Source organism: Atopomonas sediminilitoris (assembly GCF_022601735.1).
In the GTDB taxonomy this organism is placed as follows: Bacteria; Pseudomonadota; Gammaproteobacteria; order Pseudomonadales; family Pseudomonadaceae; genus Atopomonas; species Atopomonas sediminilitoris.
This window is the reverse complement of sequence record NZ_JAKUMM010000009.1, coordinates 13,469-38,558: the sequence shown is the minus strand read 5'-3', so window position 1 is coordinate 38,558 and position 25,090 is coordinate 13,469. Positions and strand designations below refer to the sequence as shown.

The 25,090-nt window shown below is 57.9% G+C and carries 21 protein-coding genes; all 21 read left to right on the top strand.

Going from position 1 to position 25,090, the window contains the following annotated elements:
• The first annotated feature begins 8 nt into the window (after positions 1-8).
• Genes tssB through tssM form a run of 21 tightly spaced genes read left to right on the top strand, consistent with a single transcriptional unit; the run spans position 9 to position 25,090 of the window.
• Entirely contained in the window at positions 9-518 is a 510-nt protein-coding gene (gene tssB, locus MKI83_RS14365; protein ID WP_241587726.1) for a type VI secretion system contractile sheath small subunit, read from the top strand.
• A 17-nt stretch (positions 519-535) separates the two neighbouring features.
• Positions 536-2,011 carry a type VI secretion system contractile sheath large subunit gene (gene tssC / locus MKI83_RS14360; protein WP_241587723.1) on the top strand — a complete coding sequence of 492 codons (1,476 nt, stop codon included), beginning with the start codon at positions 536-538 and terminating at the stop codon, positions 2,009-2,011.
• Positions 2,012-2,014: 3 nt separating this feature from the next.
• Entirely contained in the window at positions 2,015-2,425 is a 411-nt protein-coding gene (tssE, locus tag MKI83_RS14355; RefSeq protein ID WP_241587721.1) for a type VI secretion system baseplate subunit TssE, read from the top strand.
• 10 nt (positions 2,426-2,435) lie between these two features.
• Positions 2,436-2,945, top strand: a complete 510-nt coding sequence (locus MKI83_RS14350; protein WP_241587718.1) for a PAAR domain-containing protein — start codon at positions 2,436-2,438, stop codon at positions 2,943-2,945.
• Complete coding sequence (locus MKI83_RS14345; protein WP_241587715.1) at positions 2,945-3,790, top strand: hypothetical protein; 846 nt, start codon at positions 2,945-2,947, stop codon at positions 3,788-3,790. The genes MKI83_RS14350 and MKI83_RS14345 overlap by 1 nt, the downstream gene beginning before the upstream one ends.
• Positions 3,791-3,792: 2 nt before the next feature.
• Positions 3,793-4,179, top strand: coding sequence for a hypothetical protein (locus tag MKI83_RS14340; RefSeq protein ID WP_241587712.1), 387 nt, complete (start codon positions 3,793-3,795; stop codon positions 4,177-4,179).
• Positions 4,179-4,646 (top strand): hypothetical protein, encoded by a 468-nt coding sequence (locus tag MKI83_RS14335; RefSeq protein ID WP_241587709.1) that lies wholly within the window; start codon positions 4,179-4,181, stop codon positions 4,644-4,646. The genes MKI83_RS14340 and MKI83_RS14335 overlap by 1 nt, the downstream gene beginning before the upstream one ends.
• A gap of 21 nt (positions 4,647-4,667) precedes the next feature.
• Positions 4,668-6,437, top strand: coding sequence for a type VI secretion system baseplate subunit TssF (gene tssF / locus MKI83_RS14330; protein WP_241587706.1), 1,770 nt, complete (start codon positions 4,668-4,670; stop codon positions 6,435-6,437).
• Positions 6,401-7,411 (top strand): type VI secretion system baseplate subunit TssG, encoded by a 1,011-nt coding sequence (tssG, locus tag MKI83_RS14325; protein WP_241587703.1) that lies wholly within the window; start codon positions 6,401-6,403, stop codon positions 7,409-7,411. The genes tssF and tssG overlap by 37 nt, the downstream gene beginning before the upstream one ends.
• A gap of 51 nt (positions 7,412-7,462) precedes the next feature.
• A complete protein-coding gene (gene tssH / locus MKI83_RS14320) occupies positions 7,463-10,090 on the top strand; it encodes a type VI secretion system ATPase TssH (RefSeq protein ID WP_241587700.1) in 2,628 nt (875 codons plus the stop codon).
• Positions 10,091-10,100: 10 nt separating this feature from the next.
• On the top strand, positions 10,101-11,615 hold the full coding sequence (locus tag MKI83_RS14315) for a sigma-54 interaction domain-containing protein (RefSeq protein ID WP_241587695.1): 1,515 nt from the start codon (positions 10,101-10,103) through the stop codon (positions 11,613-11,615).
• Between the two features lie 21 nt (positions 11,616-11,636).
• Positions 11,637-13,724 (top strand): type VI secretion system Vgr family protein, encoded by a 2,088-nt coding sequence (locus tag MKI83_RS14310; RefSeq protein ID WP_241587692.1) that lies wholly within the window; start codon positions 11,637-11,639, stop codon positions 13,722-13,724.
• Positions 13,721-14,569 (top strand): DUF4123 domain-containing protein, encoded by an 849-nt coding sequence (locus MKI83_RS14305; RefSeq protein ID WP_241587690.1) that lies wholly within the window; start codon positions 13,721-13,723, stop codon positions 14,567-14,569. The genes MKI83_RS14310 and MKI83_RS14305 overlap by 4 nt, the downstream gene beginning before the upstream one ends.
• Positions 14,566-15,321 (top strand): hypothetical protein, encoded by a 756-nt coding sequence (locus MKI83_RS14300; RefSeq protein WP_241587687.1) that lies wholly within the window; start codon positions 14,566-14,568, stop codon positions 15,319-15,321. Before MKI83_RS14305 ends, MKI83_RS14300 begins: the two co-directional genes overlap by 4 nt.
• A 17-nt stretch (positions 15,322-15,338) precedes the next feature.
• Positions 15,339-17,474: a lipase family protein gene (locus tag MKI83_RS14295; RefSeq protein ID WP_241587684.1), complete on the top strand. Its 2,136-nt coding sequence runs from the start codon at positions 15,339-15,341 to the stop codon at positions 17,472-17,474.
• A gap of 39 nt (positions 17,475-17,513) precedes the next feature.
• Positions 17,514-17,648 carry a type VI secretion protein gene (locus tag MKI83_RS14290; protein WP_071871070.1) on the top strand — a complete coding sequence of 45 codons (135 nt, stop codon included), beginning with the start codon at positions 17,514-17,516 and terminating at the stop codon, positions 17,646-17,648.
• Positions 17,649-17,662: 14 nt separating this feature from the next.
• Positions 17,663-18,850: a type VI secretion system-associated FHA domain protein TagH gene (gene tagH, locus MKI83_RS14285; RefSeq protein WP_241587681.1), complete on the top strand. Its 1,188-nt coding sequence runs from the start codon at positions 17,663-17,665 to the stop codon at positions 18,848-18,850.
• An 18-nt stretch (positions 18,851-18,868) separates the two neighbouring features.
• Positions 18,869-19,351 carry a type VI secretion system lipoprotein TssJ gene (gene tssJ, locus MKI83_RS14280; RefSeq protein WP_241588003.1) on the top strand — a complete coding sequence of 161 codons (483 nt, stop codon included), beginning with the start codon at positions 18,869-18,871 and terminating at the stop codon, positions 19,349-19,351.
• A 10-nt stretch (positions 19,352-19,361) separates the two neighbouring features.
• Positions 19,362-20,693 (top strand): type VI secretion system baseplate subunit TssK, encoded by a 1,332-nt coding sequence (gene tssK, locus MKI83_RS14275; protein ID WP_241587679.1) that lies wholly within the window; start codon positions 19,362-19,364, stop codon positions 20,691-20,693.
• A gap of 2 nt (positions 20,694-20,695) precedes the next feature.
• Positions 20,696-21,562, top strand: coding sequence for a type IVB secretion system protein IcmH/DotU (icmH, locus tag MKI83_RS14270; RefSeq protein ID WP_241587677.1), 867 nt, complete (start codon positions 20,696-20,698; stop codon positions 21,560-21,562).
• A 15-nt stretch (positions 21,563-21,577) separates the two neighbouring features.
• Positions 21,578-25,090: a type VI secretion system membrane subunit TssM gene (tssM, locus tag MKI83_RS14265; RefSeq protein ID WP_241587675.1), complete on the top strand. Its 3,513-nt coding sequence runs from the start codon at positions 21,578-21,580 to the stop codon at positions 25,088-25,090.

The following is a 25,090-nucleotide window of genomic DNA, read 5'->3' as shown; positions in this document are numbered from 1 at the left end:
GAAAAGCTATGGCCAAAGAAGGCTCAGTAGCACCCAAGGAACGCGTTAACGTCACGTTCAAGCCGGCTACCGGCAATGCGCAGGAAGAAATTGAACTGCCACTGAAGCTGATGGTGTTGGGTGATTTCACCCAGCAAGCTGACGAGCGCAAGGTTGAAGATCGCAAGCCGATCAGCATCGATAAAAACAGCTTCGATGAGGTGCTTGGCAAGCAAGGTTTAAACCTGACGCTGCAAGTGCCGAACCGTTTGCAAGACGGTGCCGATGGCGAAGAGTTGGCGATTCAGATGCCGATTAGCTCGCTAAAAGACTTCACCCCCGAGCGCATCGTTGAGCAAGTGCCGGAGCTGAAAAAGCTGATGGAGCTACGCGACGCGCTGATGGCCCTCAAAGGCCCGCTGGGCAATGCCCCAGCTTTTCGCAAGGCCATCGAAGGCGTGCTCGCCGATGACGAGTCACGCGATCGCGTACTGGCTGAGCTTGGCTTGGCTAGCGAATCCACCGCCGAAGAAGTTTAACGACAAGGACCGTCAACATGAGCACAAGTGCAGTCATGGAACGTGGCGCTGCAGGCGCCGAACTAGGCATTCTTGACCGGATCATTGCTGAAACCAAGCTGACCCCAGAAGACGAAGCCTACGGTATTGCGAAGCGCGGCGTGTCCGCGTTTATTGAAGAGCTGCTTAAGCCGCAGAACAACAACGAGCCAGTGAAGAAGGCCTTGGTTGATCGCATGATCGCCGAGATCGACGCCAAGCTCAGCAAGCAAATGGACGAAATCCTGCACCATGTCGAATTCCAAGCCTTGGAATCGTCTTGGCGCGGTTTGAAGTTGCTGGTCGATCGCACCAACTTCCGTGAAAACATCAAGCTGGAAATCCTTAACGTCTCCAAGCAAGACCTGTTGGATGACTTTGAAGATTCGCCAGAGATTGTCCAGTCGGGCCTATACAAGCACATCTACACCGCAGAGTACGGCCAGTTTGGTGGTCAGCCAGTGGGCGCGATTGTCGCCAACTACTTCTTTGATCCCAGCGCCCCAGACATCAAAACCATGCAGTACGTGGCCAGTGTGGCCAGCATGTCGCATGCGCCCTTTGTTGCTGCGGCAGGGCCTAAGTTCTTCGGTCTGGAAAGCTTTACCGGTTTGCCTGATCTGAAAGACCTGAAAGATCACTTTGAAGGCCCGCAGTTCACCAAATGGCAGAGCTTCCGCGAGCAAGAAGATGCCCGCTATGTGGGGCTGACTTTGCCGCGCTTCTTGCTGCGTCATCCGTATGACCCAGAAGAAAACCCAGTGAAGTCGTTTGTCTATCATGAGAGCGTCGCAGCCAGCCACGAGCATTACCTGTGGGGCAACACGGCCTACACCTTTGCCTCGCGCCTGACTGACAGCTTCGCCAAGTTCCGTTGGTGCCCGAACATCATCGGCCCGCAGAGTGGTGGCGCGGTAGAAGACCTACCACTGCACCACTTCGAGAGCATGGGCGAAATCGAAACCAAGATCCCCACCGAGGTATTGGTTTCAGACCGCCGCGAATACGAGCTGGCCGAAGAAGGCTTTATCGCCCTGACCATGCGTAAGGGCAGCGATAACGCCGCGTTCTTCTCGGCTAACTCGGCGCAGAAGGCCAAGTTCTTCGGCACTAGCGAAGAAGGTCGCACTGCCGAGCTGAACTACAAGCTGGGCACCCAGCTGCCGTATCTGTTCATCGTTAACCGCTTGGCGCACTACTTGAAAGTGTTGCAGCGCGAGCAAATCGGCGCGTGGAAAGAGCGCACCGACCTCGAGCTGGAGCTGAATAAGTGGATTCGCCAGTTTGTGGCTGACCAAGAAAACCCCAGCTCGGAAGTGCGTAGTCGCCGCCCCCTGCGGGCCGCGCAGGTCAAAGTCACCGATGTTGATGGTGAGCCGGGCTGGTATCGCGTGAGCTTGTCGGTGCGCCCGCACTTTAAGTACATGGGCGCCGATTTCACCTTGTCCTTGGTGGGCAAGCTGGACAAGGAGTAAGGCATGCAAGCCCAAGGCAGTTTATTCGAACGCTTGAGCGGTCAGGCACCGGCACGAGTCAGCAAAGCCGACGCCGAAGGGGTGCTCACGCATTCGATAGCACTGCATCTGGGCAAGATGCTTAGCACCCGTGCCGGCAGCGTGCAGACGCTGCCGGACTACGGGTTGCCAGATCTCAACGACATGCGCCTGAGCCTGCACGATTCGTTGCAGCAAGCGCGCGTGTCGATCGAACGCTTCATCGAGGCTTACGAGCCGCGCTTGTCGCGCGTACGCGTGCACACCTTGCCGCGCGCGCATGACCCGCTGCGCTTGGCCTTCGACATTGAAGCACAGCTGCACATGGAAGGCGGCCTGCGCCCCGTGCGCTTTAGCGCGCAGTTGGACGGCAGTGGTCAGGTCAGGGTGAGTTAAGGAGAAGGCAATGGCAGGCAAACCCGCGGCACGGAAAACCGACCCGACGTCATGCCCCATCCCTGGGCACGGCACTAACCCGATCACCGTTGGTTCGCCCAATGTGTTGTTCGAGAACTTGCCCGCTGCACGTCAAGGCGACCCTACGGCCTGCGGCAGCACTTTGGCTAGCGCGGTCATCCCGAATGTGCTGATTAACGGCAAACCCGCCACGGTGGTTGGCACTGTAGGCAGCCACGGCAACAGCGTGGTGGCTGGTGCAGGGACGGTGATTATTGGTACGAGCGTGGTAGTGGCCGAGTTTATCGAGCCAAGCCCGATCTCTTTAGAGGCCTGTTTCGATCGCTTGTTCTCTCTTGAAACGGCGGATGGTCAACCTCTCAAGGGCCTTGCGTATCGAATCGTTTCCGAAAACGGTACCGTTAAACAGGGGGCTACATCGGGTGGCGGCATGACTGGAGTTATTTCCACAGGAAGCCAGCAAGAGGCAATTACGCTGTACATCTCCGGAGAAGACTAATGGAAACACTCATTACGATTGACGGAGCCTCGCATACTTTCGAGACAAAGCATGGCAAGACCGAACTTAAAGTGCAGTCGGAAAGCACTCCAAGTGAGGATAAAAAAGCACCTAAGGTTATAGTTCCCAACGCTTGGCTGGTTACCCGCAAGAATGGTTTTCCTTTATTCGCCGTCCGGCCGAAGCAGGACGAAAAGCCTTTCCGTATCATAACTGCCGATAAGCTGTACGCTGAGAAAGTCCAGTGGTTCGAGCCTCTGGCGGATAGCTATCGAGAGCTTATCTGGCTGCATCCGGACTCGTCCAAGCCAAACTCAGAAGCCTACTCTGCATATAAACACTTCACGTGGAAGCAGATTATCGACTTCTCCATTGTCGATCGGTGGTCCATCAGTTTCTATAGCGGCCAATCGGGTGACTGGAAACAATCGGAGCAAGGAGGCGATGGCTACCTCATGATTACAGTGGGAGGGCTTCCTTACTGGACCGATGCTATTGGCCAAATTCCATTTGCCGTAGATACCTTCAAGATGCGCTGTGAGGAGCTTGGTGATGAAGATAGGGCAATTTTAGCCACCGTTAAGACTGGAATGGAATGGGGCGATGGAACCCTTCTAGGCGAAAAAGATTACAACAACTCTTACGATAATTTCATGGTGCTTCGAGGGGCGCTTTGGGCTTCAGATAACCACCAGCTAATCAAAATAGCTAAGGTGGTTAACCATCGTGGGGTTGTGCTCAAGAAAACAATTACGACAGCTCAATACGTTCAAAGTTCGATGATTAAGCTTGAGGCTCCTATTTCTGCTGAGTCCTATAGCAAATATGGTATTTGGAAAAAATGAAGATGAGCAGCTACTGGAAAACATGCTTAGTCAGCGCACTTGCTCACGGTCTAGGTCTCGTTCTGTTTGTTGTGACTAACGATATAGCGCACCATTTGTATTTGCTATGGAATGGTGGATTCGGGTCCAGAGGCATAGCGCCAGGCGCTGTTTTTTACTTGGTGCTTTTGGTTTTTTCTGTGGCGAATCTGCTGGTTGTATTTATCCCATTTCGGAAAGTTAAATATGGTGCTGGTGTGGTTTTCTCTATCGCTACGGCTGCGCTGCTTTTGCCGCAGCACCCTCTTCGTGCCTTGTTTTATGTTGCGTCTGGATGGCTTGTAATTGTTGTTTGTATCTATGTGTCGTCTTGGTTGAGTAATAAGTTTGCGTATGAGGGTGGGCGCTAATGGGGTTGTGTTGGGGCGTGGGGCGAGAGGCGTTGGCGGTTTGTTATCGCAGAGCTCGTAACCTTATTTATTTATTTTCTTGGCGAATTTCAGTGGTGATTTTTTTGCCTGCTTTATTGTTGGGTTGTGCTGTGCAGGGCAAACCAGTCTTTACGGCTATTTTTGCAAACGCTTGTATATTTCCCGTACGTATCGCAGTTAAGGACTACTCCAACGCGAAAGGCCATGAGCTGGATGTGGCCTATGTAGAACCCGGTGGCGTAATTGAAGTGTTTTCGCACGTGGCGTTAATCAACGACTTGCCAAGCAGCGTGCCTGATAGCTACCAGCTAACGCTGTTCGCCCAGGAAAAACAGCGCACTTTGGATAAGGCGCAGTTTTTGGCTCAGCTTAAGCAGTCGCCGTATCAGCGGCAGGGCAATGGGGTGCATACGTGGACAATCCGCGATGCGTCGCTGTGTCCGTGATGTATCTTTCAGGGAAGAGCGATGTCTTTTAATCACTATTACCAAAGCGAAATCAGCGCGCTGCGCCAGCTGGGCAAGCGCTTTTCTGAGCGTAGCCCTGCGTTGGCGCCGTTTTTGGGGCAGGGCAGTCATGATCCGGATGTTGAACGTCTGCTCGAGGGCTTTGCCTTTTTAACCGGGCGTTTGCGACAAAAGATCGATGATGAGCTGCCAGAGCTGACGCACTCACTCATGCAGCTGCTGTGGCCTAACTACATGCGGCCGATGCCCGCGTTCAGCATGCTGCAGTTTGAGCCACTCAAACACAGCGCCAACAGTGTGCCGGTCGTGCGCCATACCAGTGTTGAGGCCAAGCCGCAGCATGGCGTGCGCTGCCAGTTTCGCACGTGTTACGCCACCACGGTGCATGCCCTAGCCGCCACGGCTTTGGAGTATTCGGTGCAGGGCGACGGTGCGTTGCTCAAGCTCACTTTAGCCATGAGCGCCGACGGCCATTTGGGCGATGTGGCACTGCGCTCGTTGCGTCTGCATTTGGCCGGCGAACGCTTTATCAGTCAGATGTTGTATCTGTCATTGCTGCGCAATTTAAGTGGCATTCAGGTCACGCTCTTGGATGGCGAAGGCAAGCCACTGGAGGCGCAATTTAATCTGCGTCCCGAACAGGTGCAGCCGGTTGGTTTTGCGGAAGAGGATGCGCTAATGCCGTATCCACTCAACACCTTCCGCGGCTATCGGCTGCTGCAGGAGTATTACGCGTTCCAAGATAAGTTTTTGTTTGTCGATGTGCAGGGGCTAGAGCGTATCGCTCAGCTGCCGGAGGCGATACTCAAGCAAGCCCGTGGTTTTGAGCTGACCTTTGATATTTGCAAAGCCACGGCGTATCGCATTCGCCCAACACTGGATAACGTGCGCCTGTATTGCACGCCCGTGGTCAACCTCTTTGCCCACGATGCCTTGCCGATCCGCATGGATGGCAAGCAGGACGAATACTTGCTGCTACCTGCCGAGCACAAGACGGAGCACTGCGGGGTGTTTGCCGTTGAGCGCGTGACCGGTTGGCGTCCGGGTGGGCAAGGTTATGAGGAGTACGTGCCGTTTGAGTCGTTCGAGCACGACCCGGCCAGCGGTGCGCAACGGGCGCGGCCTTATTACAGCGTCCGGCAGCGGCCATCGCTGCTTGATAGCAATCTCGAGACGTATTTAAGTTTCAGTCAGCGCCAAGGCGAGCAGCACGAAACCATCTCGATTGAGCTGACGTGCAGTAATCAGAATTTGCCGCGCCAGTTGGCCGTGGGCGATATCTGTTTGCCGAGTGAAGACACGCCGGAGTTCTTGCGTTTTCGCAACATCACGCCGGCCACCGCGCATTATGCGCCGCCGCTTAATCGTGATTTTTTGTGGAAGCTGATTTCCAATATGTCGCTGAATTATCTGTCGCTGGCTGACGTCAATGCGCTGCGGGTGATTCTGCAAACGTATGACTTTCCCCGTTATTACGATCAACACGCCGACCGTATCAGTCGCCGCCAACTCAGTGGCTTGACCGGTATCGCCCATCAGCACGTCGATCGCTTGCTCAAAGGCTTGCCAGTGCGCGGCGTGCGAACGGTGCTGAGCATGGATCAGGAGTGCTTTATCGGCGAGGGTGATTTGTTCTTGTTTGCCTCGATACTCAATGAGTTTTTCGCCCTTTACGCCAGTTTGAACTCGTATCACGAACTGAGGGTTAACAGTGAACAAGGGGAGGAGTACGCATGGACGCCGCGTATGGGCATGCAGCCCATTCTCTGACCCGTTTAAGCCGTGAGATTCGTCTCTACCACTTGTTCCAAGCGATGGAGCAGGTGCATCACGCGCTAGCCGAGGCTAATCCGCAGTTATCGGCGGATGACGTGGAGGATTGCTTAGAGTTACACGCCAACCCCAGCCTTGGCTTTCCTGGTAGCGATGTCGACCGCGTGGAGTTCTTTCACGAGCACGGTGTGTTGCGTGCGCGCATGCGCTTAAACGTGATCGGCTTGTGCGGGGCTAACTCGCCGTTGCCGGCGTTTTATGGCGAGCAAGCGCTGGGTGACAGCGAAGACGGCAACCCCACGCGCGACTTTCTGGATCTGTTTCACCACCGGCTGCAGCGTTTGTTATTGCCGATTTGGCGGAAATATCGATACCGCGCCAGCTATCAGGTCGGCGCCCGTGATCGGTTCTCCGAGCGCCTATTCGCCTTGATTGGCTTGGGTGGCAGTGAACTACGGCAAAGCTCAGAGCTGAACTGGAAGCGCCTGTTGCCCTATCTCGGCCTGCTTAGCTTGCGTGCCCATTCGGCGGCGCTGATTGAGTCGGTGTTGCGTTACTACTTCAAGCACGCCGACCTGCGCATTGAGCAATGCCTTGAGCGCCAAGTGGAAATCCTCCCTGAGCAGCGCAATGGCTTAGGCCTGCGCAACAGTGGCTTGGGTGACAGCTTGGTGCTGGGTGAGCGGGTGCGCGATCGCGGCGGCAAGTTCCGTATTCATATTCGCGAGTTGGACTGGGAGCGCTTCCACGAGTTTTTGCCCATCGGTGACGGCTATGTACCGCTGTGCGAGTTGGTGCGCTTTACCCTGCGAGACCCCATGGATTACGACCTGCGCCTGCAAATTAGGCGCGATGCCATGCGCGAGCTCAGCTTAGGGCAGGACAACACCTGTCGCCTGGGCTGGACCAGCTGGCTGGGGCTGAATAACGCCGAAGGTGTCGTCACCTTGGGCAGTCGTACTAATCGTTAAAAGGATGAGCCCGCAAGGGCCGCGTGCCTCATGCACGCTAAGGACTACCGCATGATCAATGTCGACCTACAACAGCTGGTACAAGCGCTTGATAGTGCTTGTCGGGGGCACCTAGAAGCCGCCGCCGAGCGCTGTGTGGCCCGCGCTGGCAGTAAAATTTTGCCTGAAGACTTGCTGCTGGTGTTGCTCGACGCCGGCCCGCAAAGCTTGCTCGCTCGCGCCTTGAACGATGCACAGTTAGATAGCGCCGAGCTGGCCAAGCAGCTGCAGCCGCGCGGTGAGTTGGGTGAAACCCGTAGCCCGGTGTTTGCCCAAGAGCTGGTGCAATGGCTACAAGACGCCTTAATGCTGGCTAGTTTGCAGCTCAAGCGCAGTCAAGTTGATGAGGCGGCGTTGCTGCTGAGCGTTTTAGAAAGCCCACTGCGCTATATCGGCAGTCACAGTGCCACATTGTTAGCGGCGATTAACCTGCCACGCCTGCGTGACTTTATCGCCAGTCAAGACAGCGTCGTGCCTCAGCGCTCGGTGAGCGCTGGCGAATCGGCGCTGGCACGGTTTACCCACAACTTCACCCAGCAAGCGCGAGAAAACCGCCTCGACCCAGTGCTATGCCGTGATGAGTCTATCGCCCAGATGATCGATATTCTCGCGCGGCGGCGGAAGAACAACCCGATAGTGGTCGGTGAGGCCGGCGTGGGTAAAACCGCGGTGGTCGAAGGCTTGGCGCTACGCATCGCTCACGGTGATGTGCCGCAGGCGCTACATGGCGTTGAGCTGCTGGCGCTGGACATGGGCCTGCTGCAAGCCGGCGCGAGCGTGAAGGGCGAGTTCGAGCGCCGCCTGCAAGGGGTGATCGACGAGGTAAAAACCTCAGCCAAGCCGATCATCTTGTTTATCGACGAAGCGCACACCCTGATCGGCGCAGGCGCACAAGCCGGTGGCTCGGATGCCGCCAACTTGCTTAAGCCCGCACTGGCGCGTGGCGAGCTGCGCACCATCGCCGCCACCACCTGGAGCGAGTACAAAAAATACTTCGAGAAAGACCCGGCGCTGGCGCGGCGCTTTCAGCCGGTCAAGCTGCTCGAGCCAACGGTCAGCGAAGCGGTGACCATCCTGCGCGGCCTTGCGCCGGTGTACCAGCAAAGTCACGGCGTGTACCTGCGTGATGATGCCGTGCAGGCTGCGGCTGAGTTATCAGCCCGTTATTTGGCTGGTCGTCAGCTGCCGGATAAAGCCGTGGATGTGCTCGATACCGCCTGCGCTCGCGTGCGCATCAGTCTCGCGGCACCGCCGGCGGCGCTGGAGCGCCTGCGTAACGAGTTGGCCGAGGGCGAGCGCCAGCAAGCCGCGCTAGAGCGCGACCACGCCACTGGGGTGCTGGCCGAGCGCAGCATGCTGGACGAGTTAGCCGAGCGCCTGCCGCAATTGCGTGAGCAAGAGGCCGCACTGGCCAACGCATGGCAAGCCCAGCGTGAACTGGCTAGCGAACTGCTCAGCCTGCGCCAACAGCTGGCCCAGCCTGTGGTGGTTGAGGCAGAGCAGACTGAAGAGGGCGTAGATGAAGCGGCTAGCGAGCCGGCGTCTGAAGAAGTGCAAGAAAACCCCGCCGAGCGCTTAGTGCGCCAGCAAGCCGAGCTCAGTGCGCTGCAAAGCGAGCAGCGTTTGGTCAGCTACGAGGTGTGCCCACGCCTGGTTGCCGAGGTGATCAGCCAGTGGACAGGCGTGCCGCTCAGCCAGCTGGCGCGCGAACACAACCTGAAAGTGGCCAGCTTTGCCGCAGAACTGCGTAATCGTGTGCGCGGACAAGAGCAGGCCGTGCAGGCACTTGACCGCAGCATGCGCGCAGCAGCAGCTGGGCTGAATAATCCACTGGCGCCGACCGGCGTGTTCCTCTTGGTCGGCCCCAGTGGTGTAGGTAAAACCGAAACCGCGCTGGCGCTGGCCGACTTGCTCTACGGCGGCGAGCGCTTTTTAACCGTGATCAACATGTCGGAGTTTCAGGAGAAACACACCGTTTCGCGCCTGATCGGCTCGCCACCCGGCTACGTGGGCTACGGCGAGGGCGGCATGCTCACCGAGGCGGTGCGCCAGAAGCCTTACTCAGTGATCCTCCTTGATGAGGTGGAAAAGGCTGATCCCGACGTGCTTAACCTGTTCTACCAAATCTTCGACAAGGGCGTGGCTAACGATGGCGAAGGTCGCGAAATCGATTTCCGCAATACGTTGATTCTGCTCACCTCGAATCTCGCCAGCGAGCAAATCAGCGCACTGTGCGCTGACGGCCAACGCCCCGAGGCTGAGCATCTGCTGGAACACATTCGCCCTGCGCTGAGCCGCCACTTTAAGCCGGCACTGCTGGGGCGTATGCGCGTGGTGCCGTATTACCCCGTCAATGGCGCGCTGCTCAGCGAGCTGATTGAACTCAAGTTGCAGCGCTTTGCTGAGCGCTTAGCGCGACGCCAGTTGGCATTTAGCTTCAGTCCATCGCTGGTTAGCGAGCTGGTGGCGCGGTGCACGCACAGCGAGAGCGGCGCACGCCTCATTGATCAGCTACTGGAGCAATTGCTGTTGCCGCAGGTGGTCGACTGTTTGCTCGACGGCATGACCAGTGGTGAAACACTCAAGCACGTACACGCCACCGTGGACGGTGAGCAGGCGGTGATCTGTGAATTTGCGTAAGGAAGCGCCCATGATTGAATCAATGCCTAGGCCTGCACTCTATGCCGAGCGCTTGCTGAGCTATTACACCGCCTTGGGTAAAGCGCCCGATGTGCCTAATTTGCTGGCTGAGCTGGCCGTGGCGTTGGCACGCTTAACCGATAGTCAGTTAAGCCAAGTGTATTTACTGGACGATACCCACACCCAGTTGCAGCTCAGCGCCCAGTGGCTAGATGGCAAGCGTATCGCCGGTGGCGATAGCCGCTTTAGCGCCGACTATGCCGATCAACAGTTGCTGCAGTATTGCTTGTGCCAGAACCGCGTATTAGCCATTGGCGACCTGTTCAGCAGTCCCTATGACACCGCTTTCTTGCCGGAGCGTTCGCCGGCGTGGCGCAGCTTGTTGTGTTTGCCGTGGCAGGATGCGCGTGGCCGCACGCAAGGTGTGTTGCTATGTGCGGGGCGGCGCAGCGGTAGCTTGGCGCACTTTGCAGAATCGTTGCAGCAGCTAGGTGGCTTTGCGCTGAGCCAGCACCAGTTGTTGTGCCGTCTGCGTGGCCCGCAAAGCGAGCACAATCGTGTGCGTAGCTTGGACTATGGCTTGATCGGCGACAGCCCAGCTATGCGCGGTGTTTACCAGCTATTGAGTAAGGTGCTGGATAACAACGTGAACGTGTTACTCACCGGCGAAACGGGTACCGGTAAAGAGTTAGCCGCACGCGCCATCCATGATCATGGCTTACGCCGCAACAAGCCTTTCATCGTGCAGAACTGCGCCAGCCTGCCGGAGAGCCTGTTAGAAAGCGAACTGTTCGGCTATCGCAAAGGGGCCTTTAGCGGTGCTGATCGTGATCGCGAAGGGCTATTGGATGCTGCCAACGGCGGTACCTTATTCTTAGATGAAATTGGCGATATGCCGCTCACCCTGCAGGCGAAGTTGCTGCGTGTGCTGCAAGAGGGCGAAGTGCGGCCGTTAGGCTCGACGCAAACGCACAGAGTGGATGTGCGCATTGTCGCCGCCACCCACCGTGACCTGTTAGGGATGGCGCGGCTGGGTCAATTCCGCGAAGACTTGTATTACCGCCTAGCCAGCTTTCCCATCGCACTGCCGGCGCTGCGTGAGCGCGCTGACGACATCCTCGTACTGGCACGCCACTTTGCCGACAAGGCTTGTGCGTTTTTAACCCGTGATCTTTGTCGCTGGTCGCCAGAAGCCCTCAAAAGCCTGCGCGGCTATGCCTTCCCCGGCAATGTGCGCGAGCTCAAAGGGCTGGTTGAGCGCGCGGTGTTGCTGTGTGAGGGCGGCGAGTTGCTCCCAGAGCATTTCAATTTGGGAACCAGTGCCACGACCCTGCCCACCTTGCTGGCAGATAATGGCGCACTGAGTTTTCGTGAATGCATGGAGCAGGTTGAGCGGCAGTTGCTGCTGCAATCACTGCGTCGCAATAACGGCAACCAAACCCACGCCGCCAAGGAACTGGGCTTACCACGCCGCACCCTGCTGTATCGCATGGAACGGTTGCGTATTAGCTCGGCGGATGTGTAAACGGATCAAGGAAGATACGCCATGTTCAACGCGGCCAATACTGCGCATTTCACCCTCGCCATCGACGGGCTGGAGCACGACCTGCAAGTGCTCGCCTTCGAGGGGCGCGAGGCACTCAACCAGCCGTACCGCTTCGACATCACCTTAATCAGCGAGCAGCCTGATCTGGATTTAGAGTCGCTGCTGCACCGCCGTGCCTTTCTCGCCTATACCCCGCAAGGCGAAGGCGTACATGGCCTGCTGCAACGGGTCGAGCAGGGCGAGTCGGGTCACCGGTTAACCCGCTATCACGTCACTCTGCAGCCGCAGTTGAGCTACTTGGCGCTACGCCATAACCAGCGCATCTTTCAGCACTTAACCGTGGCCGACATCATCGCCACTGTGCTGGAAGAACATGGTATCACCCGCACCGATTACCGTTTTCAACTCGGCAGCCTGTACCCCGAGCGTGCTTACTGTGTGCAATACGACGAAAGCGACCTGCACTTTATCCAGCGCTTGTGTGAAGAAGAGGGCATCCACTACCACTTCGAGCACAGCCAAGCCGGCCATGTGCTGGTGTTTGGCGACGATCAAACCAGCTTCCGCAAACTCGGCCAGCCGACCGTTTACCTGCCCGACAGCGGCATGACCGCCGATGAACCGGTGATCAAACACTTCGCCGTGCGCGTGGCCAGCCGTACCCGCCGCGTGACGCGCCGCGATTACGACTTTGAAAAGCCGCGCCTGCTGATGGAAGCAGCCTTCCAGCCCAATGACGAACGCCGCGAACCGGACCTAGAAGACTACGACTACCCCGGTGCCTTCACCGAACGCCCGCGCGGCAAGCACTTAAGCCAGCGCATTCAAGAACGTCTCCGCGCCGATTACCAACAAGGCCAAGGCGACAGCGACCAGCCCACCTTAGTTAGCGGTCATCTACTGGCCATCAGCGACCACCCGCGAGCCGACTACAACGACCTGTGGCTGCTTACCGAAGTCATCCACCAAGGCAAACAACCGCAAGTGCTGGAAGAACACGTCAGCAGTGACGTAACCAGCGCTGATGGTTTTCAGCAGGGCTACCGTAACCAGTTCCTCGTTACCCCGTGGCAAGTGCCGTACCGTCCGCCGTTTGTGCACCGCAAGCCGCAAGTACTTGGCAGCCAAACCGCCGTGGTCACCGGCCCGCAGGGTGAAGAAATTCACTGCGACCAATACGGCCGCATCAAAGTGCAATTCCACTGGGACCGCATCGGTGCAGCCAACGAACACACCAGCTGCTGGCTGCGCGTCGCCAGTAACTGGGCCGGCGACCGCTACGGCGGCATTGCCATCCCGCGTATCGGCATGGAAGTGCTGGTCACCTTCTTAGAAGGCGACCCCGACCAACCGCTGGTCACCGGCTGCCTGTTCCACAAAGAGCATTTGGTGCCCTACGACCTTCCAGCGAATAAAACCCGCAGCGTGTTCAAAACCCTCTCCAGCCCCGGCGGCGGGGGCTACAACGAACTGCGCATCGAAGACAAAAAAGGCCAAGAGCAGATCTACCTGCACGCCCAGCGCGACTGGGACGAAAACATCGAACACGACCAGCGCATCCGCATCGGCAACGAACGGCACGACACGGTCGAGGCCAACAGCCACACCGAGATTCGCGGCGAAGAGCACCGCCTGACCCTCAAAGACCGCAAAACCGAGGTCAAACTCAGTGACCACCTGAAAGTGGCCGACACCCAGCACGTCAAACTCGGCAGCGGCCAGTTCGTCGAAGCCGGCAACGAAATCCACTACTACGCCGGCAACAAACTGGTGGTCGACGCCGGCATGGAACTCACCGCCAGCGCCGGCGGCAGCTTCCTCAAACTCGACCCCAGCGGCATCACCTTGAGCGGCGCACAAATCAAACTCAACTCCGGCGGTAGCCCCGGCAAGGGCAGCGGGTTGCAGTTGTTGACGCCGTTACTACCCAATGCGGCGGATCACGATGTCGCGGGTGAAAAGCCGTTGCTGGCCTTGGCGAATAGCCAACTGCAAATGGCGAAAATGGCGCGTGAGCTTGGTGCAAGCTTTTGCCCTGTGTGCGAGGCCTGCCGTGACGGTGCCTGTGCCGTGGGGGGCGTGGCATGAGTGCTTTGCAAGCATGGCTGGATGAGCAGTTGCAGGCAGAGCGCGCGCTGTTGCTGATGATCGACACATTGGCAGAGCCCAATCCGTTGCCTGCGCTGTTCGCCGCTGATGCGGTGCAGCAATACAGCAACCTGTACCAAAACACCGAGCTGGCCGACATGGCTGAGATGGCGCCTTGGCTGGTGCACATCACCGCTGCTGATAACCTCGCCGTGGCCGAGTTGTTGAGTAACCCAGACCAGCAGTGGGGGTGGCTTGCCAGTGTGGATAGCCTTGATTTTGCCGCGCAAACAGCGCACTGGCAGGCCCGGCTGTGGGCCGGCCGCGCGCCGCAGCCGGCGCTCTACCGCTTTCAAGATGGTCGTGTACTGGCTCGCCACTTAAGCGCATTAGCCGTTGAGCAGCGCCCCTTGCTCTTAGGCAGCTTGGCCAGCGTGTTGTGCTGGCATGACTACGACTGGCGCGCCTTTGCTAACCCGCACGCTAAAGCCTGCCCTGCGCCTTTCGCTACGCCTTGGTTGAATGTGCCCGAGCCTCGTGAAGTGAGCCAGGCCATTCGCTTACACAATGCGCAGCAATGGTTATGGCAAACCTATCCCCATGCCACCGCCAATCTCGCCGAAACAGAGCCTTTAGCACCTTGGCTCGCGGAGCAACTTAAACGTTTCGATCAATGGGGTTGGCAGACCGCCGAACAGCTGGCGTTTTACCTCGCGGGGCATCTGGATAGCGCGCTTGCTGCCGATACTGCGTGGTTACCGCAAAGCAGTGAAACAGCTGAACAGCATTGGCAGCGTTGCCAGCAGCGGTTAGCACAAATTATTTCGCAAAGGGTTAGCGCGTGAATAGGTATTTATTGAGAGGTTTAGTTGGTTTATTCGCGCTATTGCAGCTGATTGGTTGCAGCGCAGTCAGTTCCTTAAGTGAAGAAACGTTTACTTTCCAAGGCAAACTGCCAAAGGGTTTTGGTATGGAGGCGCAGGCGCAATATACACGGCTCGATCCGAACTGTGCAGTGTCTAGGCGAGACCTCTATCGTGAATTTACAACCGAACCTTTGTTTTCTGATGCGGCGACTGAATATCGATTTGAAGTTCCAGTTTTCTATCGCGTGTCCGGGTGTCGAGTTCGTTTAGATAATGTTGGGCTTTATACCTATGGCAAGTACGGTCCCGCAGATTGGCAGTATTCTCGAGATTTGGGTGGGCTGTATGTTGTTTATCAATTGCCAGAGGGGGCTCCTAGCTTTGAAGGTTACGATGTTTTGCATAAAAACGCTCAGTGTGAGTGGTTCTTTAGATTGAGTACGGCTAGATCTCGACTAGGTAATATCTCTAAATTGCTGTCCTGTAAAAACGATGGCGCATATCTATTGGTGAATGATCTGGTCGGGAAAGTTGTGGAAATCGATTTCTCTGACTCTGGAATTGAAAAGCCTGGCTGGGACGGGTACTGGAAGAAATTTGACAAGGGTTGGAAGCCTTGCACAGGGCGTTGGGGAACGAAATTCGAAGAACTCTGTACCGAACCGCCTAGGTTTATTCCGTTCAAAATGGAAGGGCGAGAATGTGTGATTTATCCGGGCTGTACTGAGTGAGCTTATTGGGGGCTTTCATGGAAGAGAAAATTATAAGTTGCCCACTGACAGGTTGCTGGGTCAGCATTAGATTGCTTGATGAGCATGGAGTTGGCTCTGCCTATTCAGGGTTGAGTTACGAGCTGCACGACAGCGCAGGATGTACTCATGCAGGCAAGCTAGACAGCGAAGGTTATGCTCGTATCGAAGGCATTACATGCGGGCCAGTTGTGTTGTCTTTTTCAGATATGGATAAGTCTGGCGATCAGCTTTATATGGGCCTGCAGCGTCGGCCTTTATTTGCATTACCTATCACTCAGTTGCAAGTTGCCGCAGAAAAAGAAGCTAGCGGGCCACGCAAGCCAAACGGTGAAACCTATTTGGCGAAAAACCGTGCTGAGCGTGAGCAAGCCATTTTCTTTCGCGTTGAGGTCAGTGACTTTGTCACTGCGAAAGCGCACTTGCCCGATGCAGATAACTCATGGAGGCCAAAGCCTTCGGCTTTGCTCAAAGCCAATAGCGGTGCAGCAGCGCAGCTGGTAGGTGTTGCGTTAAAGCCTAATCAGCACCATGTGCTGGAGGTGAAAGCATTGCGGGCGTTAAGCCCAATGCTTTCGCGCGGCGCAGAATTTACCGCATTAAATGCCTATCAATTGGCAGTAATGAGTGCTTTTGTCTATGCGCCTTTTAGTAAAGAGATTGATGGCGAGTATCAGTCCGCTCCGCCGCCATATTTGCAGCCGGGTAGTATTGGTAATGTTCTTCGTGAGCAGCTGCCTTATTTGATTAAGTCGAGTCAATTTGAAACGGCACGTTACAACCTGTTGTGGGAGGAAGTGCCGTATTCAAAGCGGTTGGAGGTGATGCCTTATGATCCTGAGCGTTATCAAGCCGAGGCCGCTGCGGGCTGGGATAATCCGGAAAAAGTACATTTCTTGCATGATGAAGACACCGACACGCAAGCATTTATTACCCATAGCCCAGATATCATTTTAATTTCTGTTCGAGGCACAAAAGAAGAGTGGGATATCTTGCGTGATGCGGATGCACGCCAAGTAGCTTACGCCGAGGGTGAAGGGCAAGCGCATCGTGGTTTTTATGGGGCTTTTTTGGCGCTTAAAAAATTTGCGACTGCCTATCTTGATGCTTTTTATAGCAACCAAACCATCATTGTCTGCGGCCATAGCTTAGGTGGCGCGATTGCTTTGTTACTGGCTGAGTGGCTGCGGCGTGACTGGTCGAGTGAAACGCGCTTGTACACCTATGGCGCACCACGTGCCGGCGATGAGGCTTTTGTGGCTGCGGCTAAAGGGCTGGTACATCACCGCTTGGTGAACCATAACGACCCAGTGCCTAGCGTGCCGACGACGTGGATGGACGCCGAATGGCGCTTGGTCTTGCTTGGTACGGTGGCCTATGCGGCGGATGCGAGCGCGCCGGGGGTAGGGTTGTTGATCGGTGGCTTAGTGAACTTGCACGGCGATGACTACCAGCATCATGGCGAGCAGCGCCACTTTATTCCGCGTAAAGCCAATGGCGGCAGTGAGGTTGCGGTGTTATGGCAACCGGGGTGTGAGGCCATCAGCGAGCAAACGTGCGCACGTTATGCCGCACAAGCGGATCAGTTGAGTGACATGCCTGCGCGCAAGTCGTTTTTGGCGCAGATTTTCTCTGCTAAACAGCACTCCAGTGATGGCGGCTACAGCCGTAGCGCTTTGACCACCTTAGTGCGTTGGTTAGCCGCTGTGCAGCAGCGCGAAGGGCAGCTGTTTACCGCCGCTGAAGCCAACGATCTCCAGCAGTGGCTTAGCCCGTTAGACCAGCAGCTGCGCGATTGGCAATTCCCCTCCTACGTAGCCTTTAAGCGCGCGGTGCGTAATGACGTGCGTTTTTACGGCAAAACGGAAATCGAGTTGTTGGATTTTTACGGCCGCGGCAAGCAAGCCGGTGAGGCCATGGTCAGCCAGCAGCGCTCGCGTATCACCGCGCTGCAAAAGCGTCTGCTGACTCAAGCCGAGCGCCGCTTGAGCATGGCGGATGTCTTTGGCGAACACGTTAATCACCCGCAGCTCAGCACCTTATTGGCGGATTGGCTTGCCCTGCAGCCTGTGCAACAGGCCGCGCAATTGGCGCAGACCCCCGTTAGCGCGCCGAACTCAGCAGCCACGGCATAACCCTTATTCGAACTTAATTTGGTACCAAGGAGTAACACCATGCAGGGACTCACCAAAACAGCACTCATGTTGTGTGCACTGTTTGCCCTCACTGCCTGCACCGGCAACTACAAATACAGCGACGACGAATACCGCCCTTTGGGTGAACCCACCGCCGTTAATCGCGGTGTTTAAGGAGTTATAGCGCCATGGAACTGGTTTTTGAGATGGTCAGCGCGCAGCAGTTTGTGCCGGGTTTGTTGACCAGTCGTACCTTTAAACAGGCTGGTGGCCTGATCGGTCGTAATGATGACTGCGACTGGGTAATCCCTGATCGCAAACGGCATTTGTCGGGGCATCATGCGCAGGTGAGCTACCGCGACGGCAGCTTTTACCTCACCGATACCAGCACCAACGGCGTCAGGCTTAAGGACAGCGGCGCGCGGCTACGCAAAGGTGATGCGCACCGCATTGAGCACGGCAGCGTGTTTTGCCTCGGGGAGTTCGAGATTCGTGCCCGTTTGGTGCAAGACCCCGCGCAGTTTGAGGGCCAAGTGGGCCGTCCGCAGCCTGCGGGGCAGATCATCCCCGATGACGCGTTTCTCGGCCTCGACCCGCTCAGCGCGTTGGATCAGCAAGAGCGCTTGTATGCCGAAAGCGATTACCTAAGCGATTTGGGCGCCCCGCTCAGTGATGACCAGCGCGGCGACTATGCGCGTATCGATATGGAAAGCCTTACTGTGCCCGAGCTGGTGCCCGAGGCCCCGGCACCGCAGCCCAAGCCCCTGCCTACGCCAGAGGTGGCGCCGGTCAGCGAAGGCTTTTGGCAGCGTTTGAGTGCCGAGTTGGGTATCGATTTAGCCAATCTGCCGGCCGAGCAGCGCGAAGCCTTGGCATTGCGCGCGGCACAGTTACTCAAGCAGTGCGTGGGCGGCTTGCAGCAAGGGTTGCGTACCCGCGCCGAGCTGAAAAACGAGCTGCGTTTAGCGCAAACCACCGTGGCCAGCAGCGGCAATAACCCGCTGAAAAACCAGCACACCACTGAAGAAGCAGTCGCGGCGTTACTGGCCGGCAAGCAAGGGCAGATGCCGGCGGGGCAGGCGATTGGTCGCGCCTTCCGCGATTTACAGGCGCATCAGGTGGCCATGTTGGCTGGCAGTCGCGCGGCAGTCAGCGCCATGCACGAGCAATTCGCCCCCGAGCAATTAGCGCTGCGTTTCGAGCGCGAGCGTAAGCCGCTATTGGCCACCGCAGGCAGCCGTTGGCGCGCCTATCAGCGCTGGCACAGTCATCAAAAGGACGACGGCAGTTGGGGCGAGCATCAATTTGCGCGCGAATTTGCTCGTGCTTACGAAGAACAAACGCGGCTAATCGCCACCCTACAAACGGACGTGTAAGGAGCTTCCATGATTGTTATGACTCACCTGCGCAGCGCGCTGGTGCTGCTGGCGTGCGGCCTGTTGGCGGCCTGCGCTAGCCTATCGCCGTATTCCAGCACCACCAAGCTGGCGCTGGAGCTGCAAGGCAGCGACCACCTAAACCCTGACCTTAACGGCCGGCCATCGCCGATCGTGGTCCGCTTGTATGAGCTCAAACGTCCGGTGGCGTTTGAGAACAGCGACTTCTTCGCCCTCTACCAACGTAGCAAAGATGTATTGGCACAGGATCTCGTCGCCGAAGAGGAACTGTCGCTGCGCCCCGGCGAGCAGCAGCAACTGCAACTGTCGGTGAAACCCGACAGCCGCTATGTCGGCGTGTTGGCCGCCTACCGCGACTTGCCGGAAAGCCGCTGGCATTACGTGATCAAGCTCGAGCCGGAGGCGATTAACCGTGTCACCTTGGCTGTCGGTGATTTGGGCTTAAGCAATCCGGCCGATAACGCCGCGCAAGACGACTGAGGAGCACACCATGTTGATGCACAAAGTGGTCTGGCAAGAAGGCATGCTGCTGCGCCCGCAGCACTTCCAGCAGAACGACCGTTATTACGATTACCAACTGAAAACCCGCACCCAGCGGCTAGAAGTGTACGGCTGGGGTTTTTTTGAGCTGGAGATCGATCGCCAGTTTTTAAACATGGGCAAACTGGTGGTCAGCAAGGCCAGCGGCATCATGCCCGATGGCACCTTGTTCGAGCTGGGCAGCGAGCGAGAGCCGCTGGCGCTGGATATCGCGCCTAACAGCGGCAGTACGCGGGTGTATTTGGGCTTGCCGCTGGTCACCGGCAACCATATCGAAAGCCGCCGTGGCGAGCAGCAAGATGTGCTGGCGCGCTACTTGGCGATTGCCGCCGATGTGGTGGACTCCAACGCCGGCGAAAACAGCAGCAGCCAAGTCAGTTGCGCGCGGCCCGAGTTCAAGCTGCTGCTCGGCGAGCAGCAAAACGACGAGGCCTACGTCAAGCTGGCGCTGTGCGATGTGTTGGATACCTCGCCGGACGGGGTGATCACCCTCGACTACGAATTTATTCCCACCTTTGTGCACTTTCAGCAGTCCACCTACTTGCTGTCGTGCCTGAAAGAAGTGATCAGCATGCTCGCCCACCGTGGCGACATTCTGGCCGAACGCATCCGTAGTACCGGCAAGGTCGGCGGCGCCGAAGTGGGCGACTTTATGATGCTGCAGCTGATCAACCGCAGCGAGCCGGTGTTGCGCCATTACCTCAGCCTGCCGCAACTGCACCCCGAGAAAATCTACCGCGAGCTGCTCGGCCTGCTGGGCGAGCTGGCTACCTTCGCCAGCGAGAGCAAACGCCCGCGCCTAGAAAGCAGCTATGTGCACAGCGACCAAGGCGTGAGCTTCCGCAAGCTGATGGACGCCATTCGCCAAGTGCTGTCGATGGTGCTCGAACAACACGCCATCGAGCTGCTGTTGCAGCAGCGCCAGTACGGCATTCAAGTGTCGCCGCTGCACGACCACAAGCTGCTCGGCACCTCGTCGTTTGTGCTCGCCGCCAGCGCCGATTGCGACCCAGAAACCCTACGCAACCGCCTGCCCGCGCAGCTCAAGGTCGGCCCCGTGGAGCGCATCCGCCAGCTGGTCAACCTGCATTTGCCGGGCTTTAAGGTCAAACCGATGCCGGTCGCGCCGCGGCAGATCCCGTTCCACTCGGACAAAACTTACTTTGCGCTGGAGATCAGCTCGCAAGAGCTGGCGCAGCTGGAGCGCAGCGGCGGCTTTGCCTTTCATGTGTCTGGGGACTTCCCCGGGCTTGAACTGAAATTCTGGGCGATTAGGAACTGAGTATGTTCAAGGAAATGGACTACGCGGATGACAAAACCGTCATCCTCAACCGTCAGGCCGAGGCTGGCAAAGAAAGCCCGCTGACCGACTTCAACAGCGCGCCCAAGTTTGAGCAGCTCGAAGAGCGGATGATCTACGCCGCCCGCCTGCGCCCTGCAGAAAGCTTCAATATCAGCATCAACCCGCTGGTGGCCGCCGCCGCGCGCCTGCTTTCGGAAGTGGTGCGCTTAAAGCACAGCGATGAGCCCGAGCAGCTTAGCGCGCTGCAAGAGCAGCTGGCCGGCGAAATGAAACTGTTCGAACACAGCGCCCTGCATGATGGCGTGGAAAACAGCCAAGTGATGGCCGCGCGCTATGTGCTGTGCACCGTGCTTGACGAGGCGGTGGTTACCACGGCCTGGGGTAACGAGAGCGAGTGGTCGCAGATGAGCCTGCTCAGCCACTTTCATAACGAAACCTTCGGCGGTGAGAAATTCTTTCAGCTGCTCGAACGCCTAAGCCGCAACCCAGTGAAACATTTGCCGATGCTCGAGCTGATGTACCTGTGCCTGAGCTTGGGTTTTGAAGGTAAATACCGCGTGCTCAGTCGCGGCATGCTTGAGCTAGAGGGCATCCGCGACAGCCTGTATCGGCAGATTCGCATGCTGCGCGGTGATACCCCGCGTGAGCTGTCACCGCATTGGCAGGGCTTGCGTGATGTGCGTCGTCGCTTGCTGCGCATCGTGCCGTGGTGGCTGGTGTTGCTGCTCAGCGCCGCGAGCATGGCGGCCATTTATGGCGGTTTCTCGTGGGTGTTGAGTCAAGAACGTGCGGCGGTACTCGAGCAGTACCAAACGCTGGAAGCGGCGCCTGAAGCGCCCGTGAAGTAAACAGGGACGACAGTGATGAAGGATTTCTTCGGTAAGTTGGCGGGCTTTTTCGCCAAAACCTGGGTGTGGAGCCTGTGCTTGGTGTTGGCACTGAGTCTCTTGGTGTGGTTCGCCGGGCCGTATTTCGCCGTGGCCGAGGTGAAGTTCTGGGAGCCTGCGGTGAGCCGCTTAGTGACCATCAGCGTGCTGATGCTGTGCTGGGGCTTGGGGCTGGTGTTTAGCCACTGGCGCGCTAATCGTCGTCAGCAGGCCGAGGCCAGCGACGAAGCCGTGCAGCAGCAACAGTTGCAGCAAGAGGTGATCGACGAAGAGCAGGGCGAACTGCAACGCCGCTTTAAAGACGCACTGCGCACCATTCGCCGCTCGAGCCTGTATCGCGGCCGCAGCGAGCGCTGGCGCAACGACCTGCCGTGGTACTTGCTGATCGGCCCGCAAGGCGCGGGTAAGACCTCGCTGCTGGATTTCTCTGGCGTGGAGTTCCCGCTGAATCGTGAGCAACAGAAGCTCACCCGCGACATCGGCGGCACCCGCTATTGCGATTGGTACTTTGCTGATCATGGCGTGTTGCTCGATACCGCCGGCCGATATCTGTCGCATGAAGAAAGTGCGGTGGATAAATCCGCCTGGCAGGGCCTGCTGGGCCTGCTGCGCAAGCGCCGCGCGCGGCCGCTGAATGGCGTGCTGGTGGTGCTGCCGGTGGAGAGCCTGCTCAGCCACAGTGAGTTGGCGTTGGAAAATCTCGCTCGCCAGACCCGTCAGCGTCTACACGAAGTGCACGAGCGCTTGGGGGCCGAAGTGCCGGTGTATCTGGTGCTGAGCAAAAGCGATCAGTTGAGCGGTTTTGATGAGTTCTTCGATCAGCTGTCGCGCGAAGAAAGTGACCAAGTGCTGGGGACGAGTTTCCGTGTTGAGCAAAACGGCGCCGATGCGCAAACCGTGCGCCAAGAGTTTGAAGAGCTGCTGCGCCGCCTAAACAGCCAAGTGATCATGCGCGTGCACCAAGAGCGCGATCAGCAGCGCCGTGGGCGCATTCTCGACTTCCCGCATCAGCTTGGCCAATTGGGCGAGCCGCTGTGCTTGTTTGTCGAGCTGGCGTTCTCAGGCAACCGTTACCAGCGGGCCAGTAAGCTGCGCGGCTTCTACTTAACCAGTGCGCCGAGCGTGGCCAGCGGCATGGACGCACAAACCGCCAGCATCGGCCGCAACTTGGGCCTCGACCGGGGTTTGCTGCCCACCTACCAAAGCGGCCGCGCGCGCTTTATTAAGCAGCTGCTCACCGAAGTGATCTTCCCCGAGGCCGATTTAGCCACGCTGGATAAGCGCGAAGTGAACCGCATCAGCTGGGGCCAGCGCGCCCTGTATGCGGCGGCGATTGTTGGTGTGAGCGCCATGGCTGCGCTGTGGGCGCTGGGCTTTAACCAGAACCACACCCGCCTGCAAAACCTTGAGGCGTATTGGCTGGAGCTGCGCGACATGCTGGGCGCGCAGCAAGGGCTGGAGGACGCCGAAGCGCGTCTGCCGTTGCTGGACAAAGCCTACGCGGCAAGTCTGGAGTTCCCCCGTAGCGCCGATGAAGCCCTGTGGCGTCGCGCCGGTCTGTATCAAGGCGAGCAAGTAAACCCTGAGCTGCACCAGCACTATCGCCACGTGCTCGCCAGCCAACTGCTGCCGCAAGTGGCTGCGCAGCTGGAAGGCCAAGTGCGTGCCAATCGCCAAGACCGCGAAACCTTGCTCAACAGCCTGCGTGCTTACTTGATGCTCAACATGCACGAGCGTCTGGATGCCGACTTCCTTAAGGAATGGTTGGCCGCCGATTGGTCGCAGCGCTACCCCGGCGATAACGCTGTGCAGAGCGGCTTGAATGGCCACTTCGAGCGTTTGCTGAGTGAATCGTTTGCGCCGTATCCGTTGGATAACGCCCTAGTGGCCGAGGCCCGCGCCATTTTGCGCAGCGAGTCGCTGGCTAACGTGGTGTACCGCGAACTGCGCGCGCGTTCTAAAGAGATGGCGCCGCTGAGCTTCGACCAAGTGGCCACGGGCTTTCGCGGTGGCGATTACCGCATTCCGGGCCTGTACACCCAACGCGGTTACAAGCAGGTGTTTATCAGCCAAGGCGGCCAGCTGCTGCGCGACATTCTGCGCGACAACTGGGTGCTGGGTGATGACAAAGAACTCAGCGTGATGGACATGCGCCGCTTAATGGCCGAGGTCGAGGCGCTGTACTTCCGCGATTACGCCAGTCATTGGAGCGATGCGGTTAATCGCCTTGAATTGCTGCCAGTGCTCGAAGCCGAGCAGGGCGCGACCTTGCTGTCACAGCTGACTGCTGCTGATTCGCCGATTCTGGCTGCGCTTAAGTTGGTGCGTGAGCACACCCAGTTCAAAGGTTTAACCGATGCCGCTGGTGAGGCCGACCTAGACGCCGCCGGCCAACTGGCGAAAAACAAAAAGCTCGGCAAGCTGGCCGCGCAAGCAGCGAAGAAAGCGCAGAAGTCGCTGGCCGATTTGCCCGCCACGGCGCGCCAGAGTGTCGAGCAGCGCTTCGCCCCGCTGCACCAGTTGCTGGACGACAACGCCGGCCCCACCGCCGATCTGGCGCAGGCCATGCAGTCGCTGAACAGCCTGCAACAGCTGTTGTTTAGCGTGGCGCACGCCAGCAATCCGGGGCAAACCGCCTTCGATCTGGCCAAAGCGCGCATGCGCGGGCAGAGCGGTGCTATTGGCCAACTGCGCTATAACGCGGGGCGCTTGCCGCAGCCGGTGGGCAACTGGTTTAGCCTCACCGCGCGGGAAAGCTGGAACCTGCTGCTCAAGCAGTCCTACGGCTACCTCAATCGTCGCTATCAAGATGAGTTGTACAGCTTCTACGCCAGCGCGTTGGATAAGCGCTATCCGTTTGCCGCGCACAGCGACAGCGAAGTGGCGCTGGCGGATTTCCGCGAGTTCTTCAAAGAGCAGGGCGTAGCCCAGCGCTTCTATGAGGACTACCTGAAAGCCTTCGTCAGCCTCGACCACGGCCGCTACAAGCTGCGCCGTGTGGATGACATGGTGCTGCCGGTATCGCGCGATTTCCTCGCCCAGCTCAACCGCACGCAGGTGATTCAGCGTAGCTTCTTTGCCGAGAACCCCACCGAGCCGCAGATTCTGTTCAAGCTCGAGCCGTATTCGCTCGACCCCACCGTGGGCCGCGCCGACTTCCGCATGGCCGATCAGCAGCTGGAATACCGCCACGGGCCGATTGTGCAGCACGCCTTCCGCTGGCCTGCGCAGGCCGGTGAAGCGCGCGTCAGCCTAACGTTGGAAGACTTAAGCGGTCGCCGCGTGGCGCAAGAGCAAAACAACGGCGTGTGGTCGCTGTTCCGCTTGCTCGACACGCTGAATGTCGACCACTTTAGCGGCCGCGATGTGTTGATGGTCAAGGCCGATTTGGGCGGCCTGCGCGCTAACTACCTGCTGCACAGCCAGCGCTCGCCAAACCCGTTTGACTTGGCGCAGTTGCGTCAATTCCAACTGCCGGCGCAGCTCTGA

What these genes read in the sequence shown, in the direction of transcription:
- tssB (WP_241587726.1), top strand. Translation starts at nt 9, where the DNA reads ATGGCCAAAGAAGGCTCAGTAGCACCCAAGGAACGCGTTAACGTCACG.
- tssC (WP_241587723.1), top strand. Translation starts at nt 536, where the DNA reads ATGAGCACAAGTGCAGTCATGGAACGTGGCGCTGCAGGCGCCGAACTA.
- tssE (WP_241587721.1), top strand. Translation starts at nt 2,015, where the DNA reads ATGCAAGCCCAAGGCAGTTTATTCGAACGCTTGAGCGGTCAGGCACCG.
- MKI83_RS14350 (WP_241587718.1), top strand. Translation starts at nt 2,436, where the DNA reads ATGGCAGGCAAACCCGCGGCACGGAAAACCGACCCGACGTCATGCCCC.
- MKI83_RS14345 (WP_241587715.1), top strand. Translation starts at nt 2,945, where the DNA reads ATGGAAACACTCATTACGATTGACGGAGCCTCGCATACTTTCGAGACA.
- MKI83_RS14340 (WP_241587712.1), top strand. Translation starts at nt 3,793, where the DNA reads ATGAGCAGCTACTGGAAAACATGCTTAGTCAGCGCACTTGCTCACGGT.
- MKI83_RS14335 (WP_241587709.1), top strand. Translation starts at nt 4,179, where the DNA reads ATGGGGTTGTGTTGGGGCGTGGGGCGAGAGGCGTTGGCGGTTTGTTAT.
- tssF (WP_241587706.1), top strand. Translation starts at nt 4,668, where the DNA reads ATGTCTTTTAATCACTATTACCAAAGCGAAATCAGCGCGCTGCGCCAG.
- tssG (WP_241587703.1), top strand. Translation starts at nt 6,401, where the DNA reads ATGGACGCCGCGTATGGGCATGCAGCCCATTCTCTGACCCGTTTAAGC.
- tssH (WP_241587700.1), top strand. Translation starts at nt 7,463, where the DNA reads ATGATCAATGTCGACCTACAACAGCTGGTACAAGCGCTTGATAGTGCT.
- MKI83_RS14315 (WP_241587695.1), top strand. Translation starts at nt 10,101, where the DNA reads ATGATTGAATCAATGCCTAGGCCTGCACTCTATGCCGAGCGCTTGCTG.
- MKI83_RS14310 (WP_241587692.1), top strand. Translation starts at nt 11,637, where the DNA reads ATGTTCAACGCGGCCAATACTGCGCATTTCACCCTCGCCATCGACGGG.
- MKI83_RS14305 (WP_241587690.1), top strand. Translation starts at nt 13,721, where the DNA reads ATGAGTGCTTTGCAAGCATGGCTGGATGAGCAGTTGCAGGCAGAGCGC.
- MKI83_RS14295 (WP_241587684.1), top strand. Translation starts at nt 15,339, where the DNA reads ATGGAAGAGAAAATTATAAGTTGCCCACTGACAGGTTGCTGGGTCAGC.
- MKI83_RS14290 (WP_071871070.1), top strand. Translation starts at nt 17,514, where the DNA reads ATGCAGGGACTCACCAAAACAGCACTCATGTTGTGTGCACTGTTTGCC.
- tagH (WP_241587681.1), top strand. Translation starts at nt 17,663, where the DNA reads ATGGAACTGGTTTTTGAGATGGTCAGCGCGCAGCAGTTTGTGCCGGGT.
- tssJ (WP_241588003.1), top strand. Translation starts at nt 18,869, where the DNA reads ATGACTCACCTGCGCAGCGCGCTGGTGCTGCTGGCGTGCGGCCTGTTG.
- tssK (WP_241587679.1), top strand. Translation starts at nt 19,362, where the DNA reads ATGTTGATGCACAAAGTGGTCTGGCAAGAAGGCATGCTGCTGCGCCCG.
- icmH (WP_241587677.1), top strand. Translation starts at nt 20,696, where the DNA reads ATGTTCAAGGAAATGGACTACGCGGATGACAAAACCGTCATCCTCAAC.
- tssM (WP_241587675.1), top strand. Translation starts at nt 21,578, where the DNA reads ATGAAGGATTTCTTCGGTAAGTTGGCGGGCTTTTTCGCCAAAACCTGG.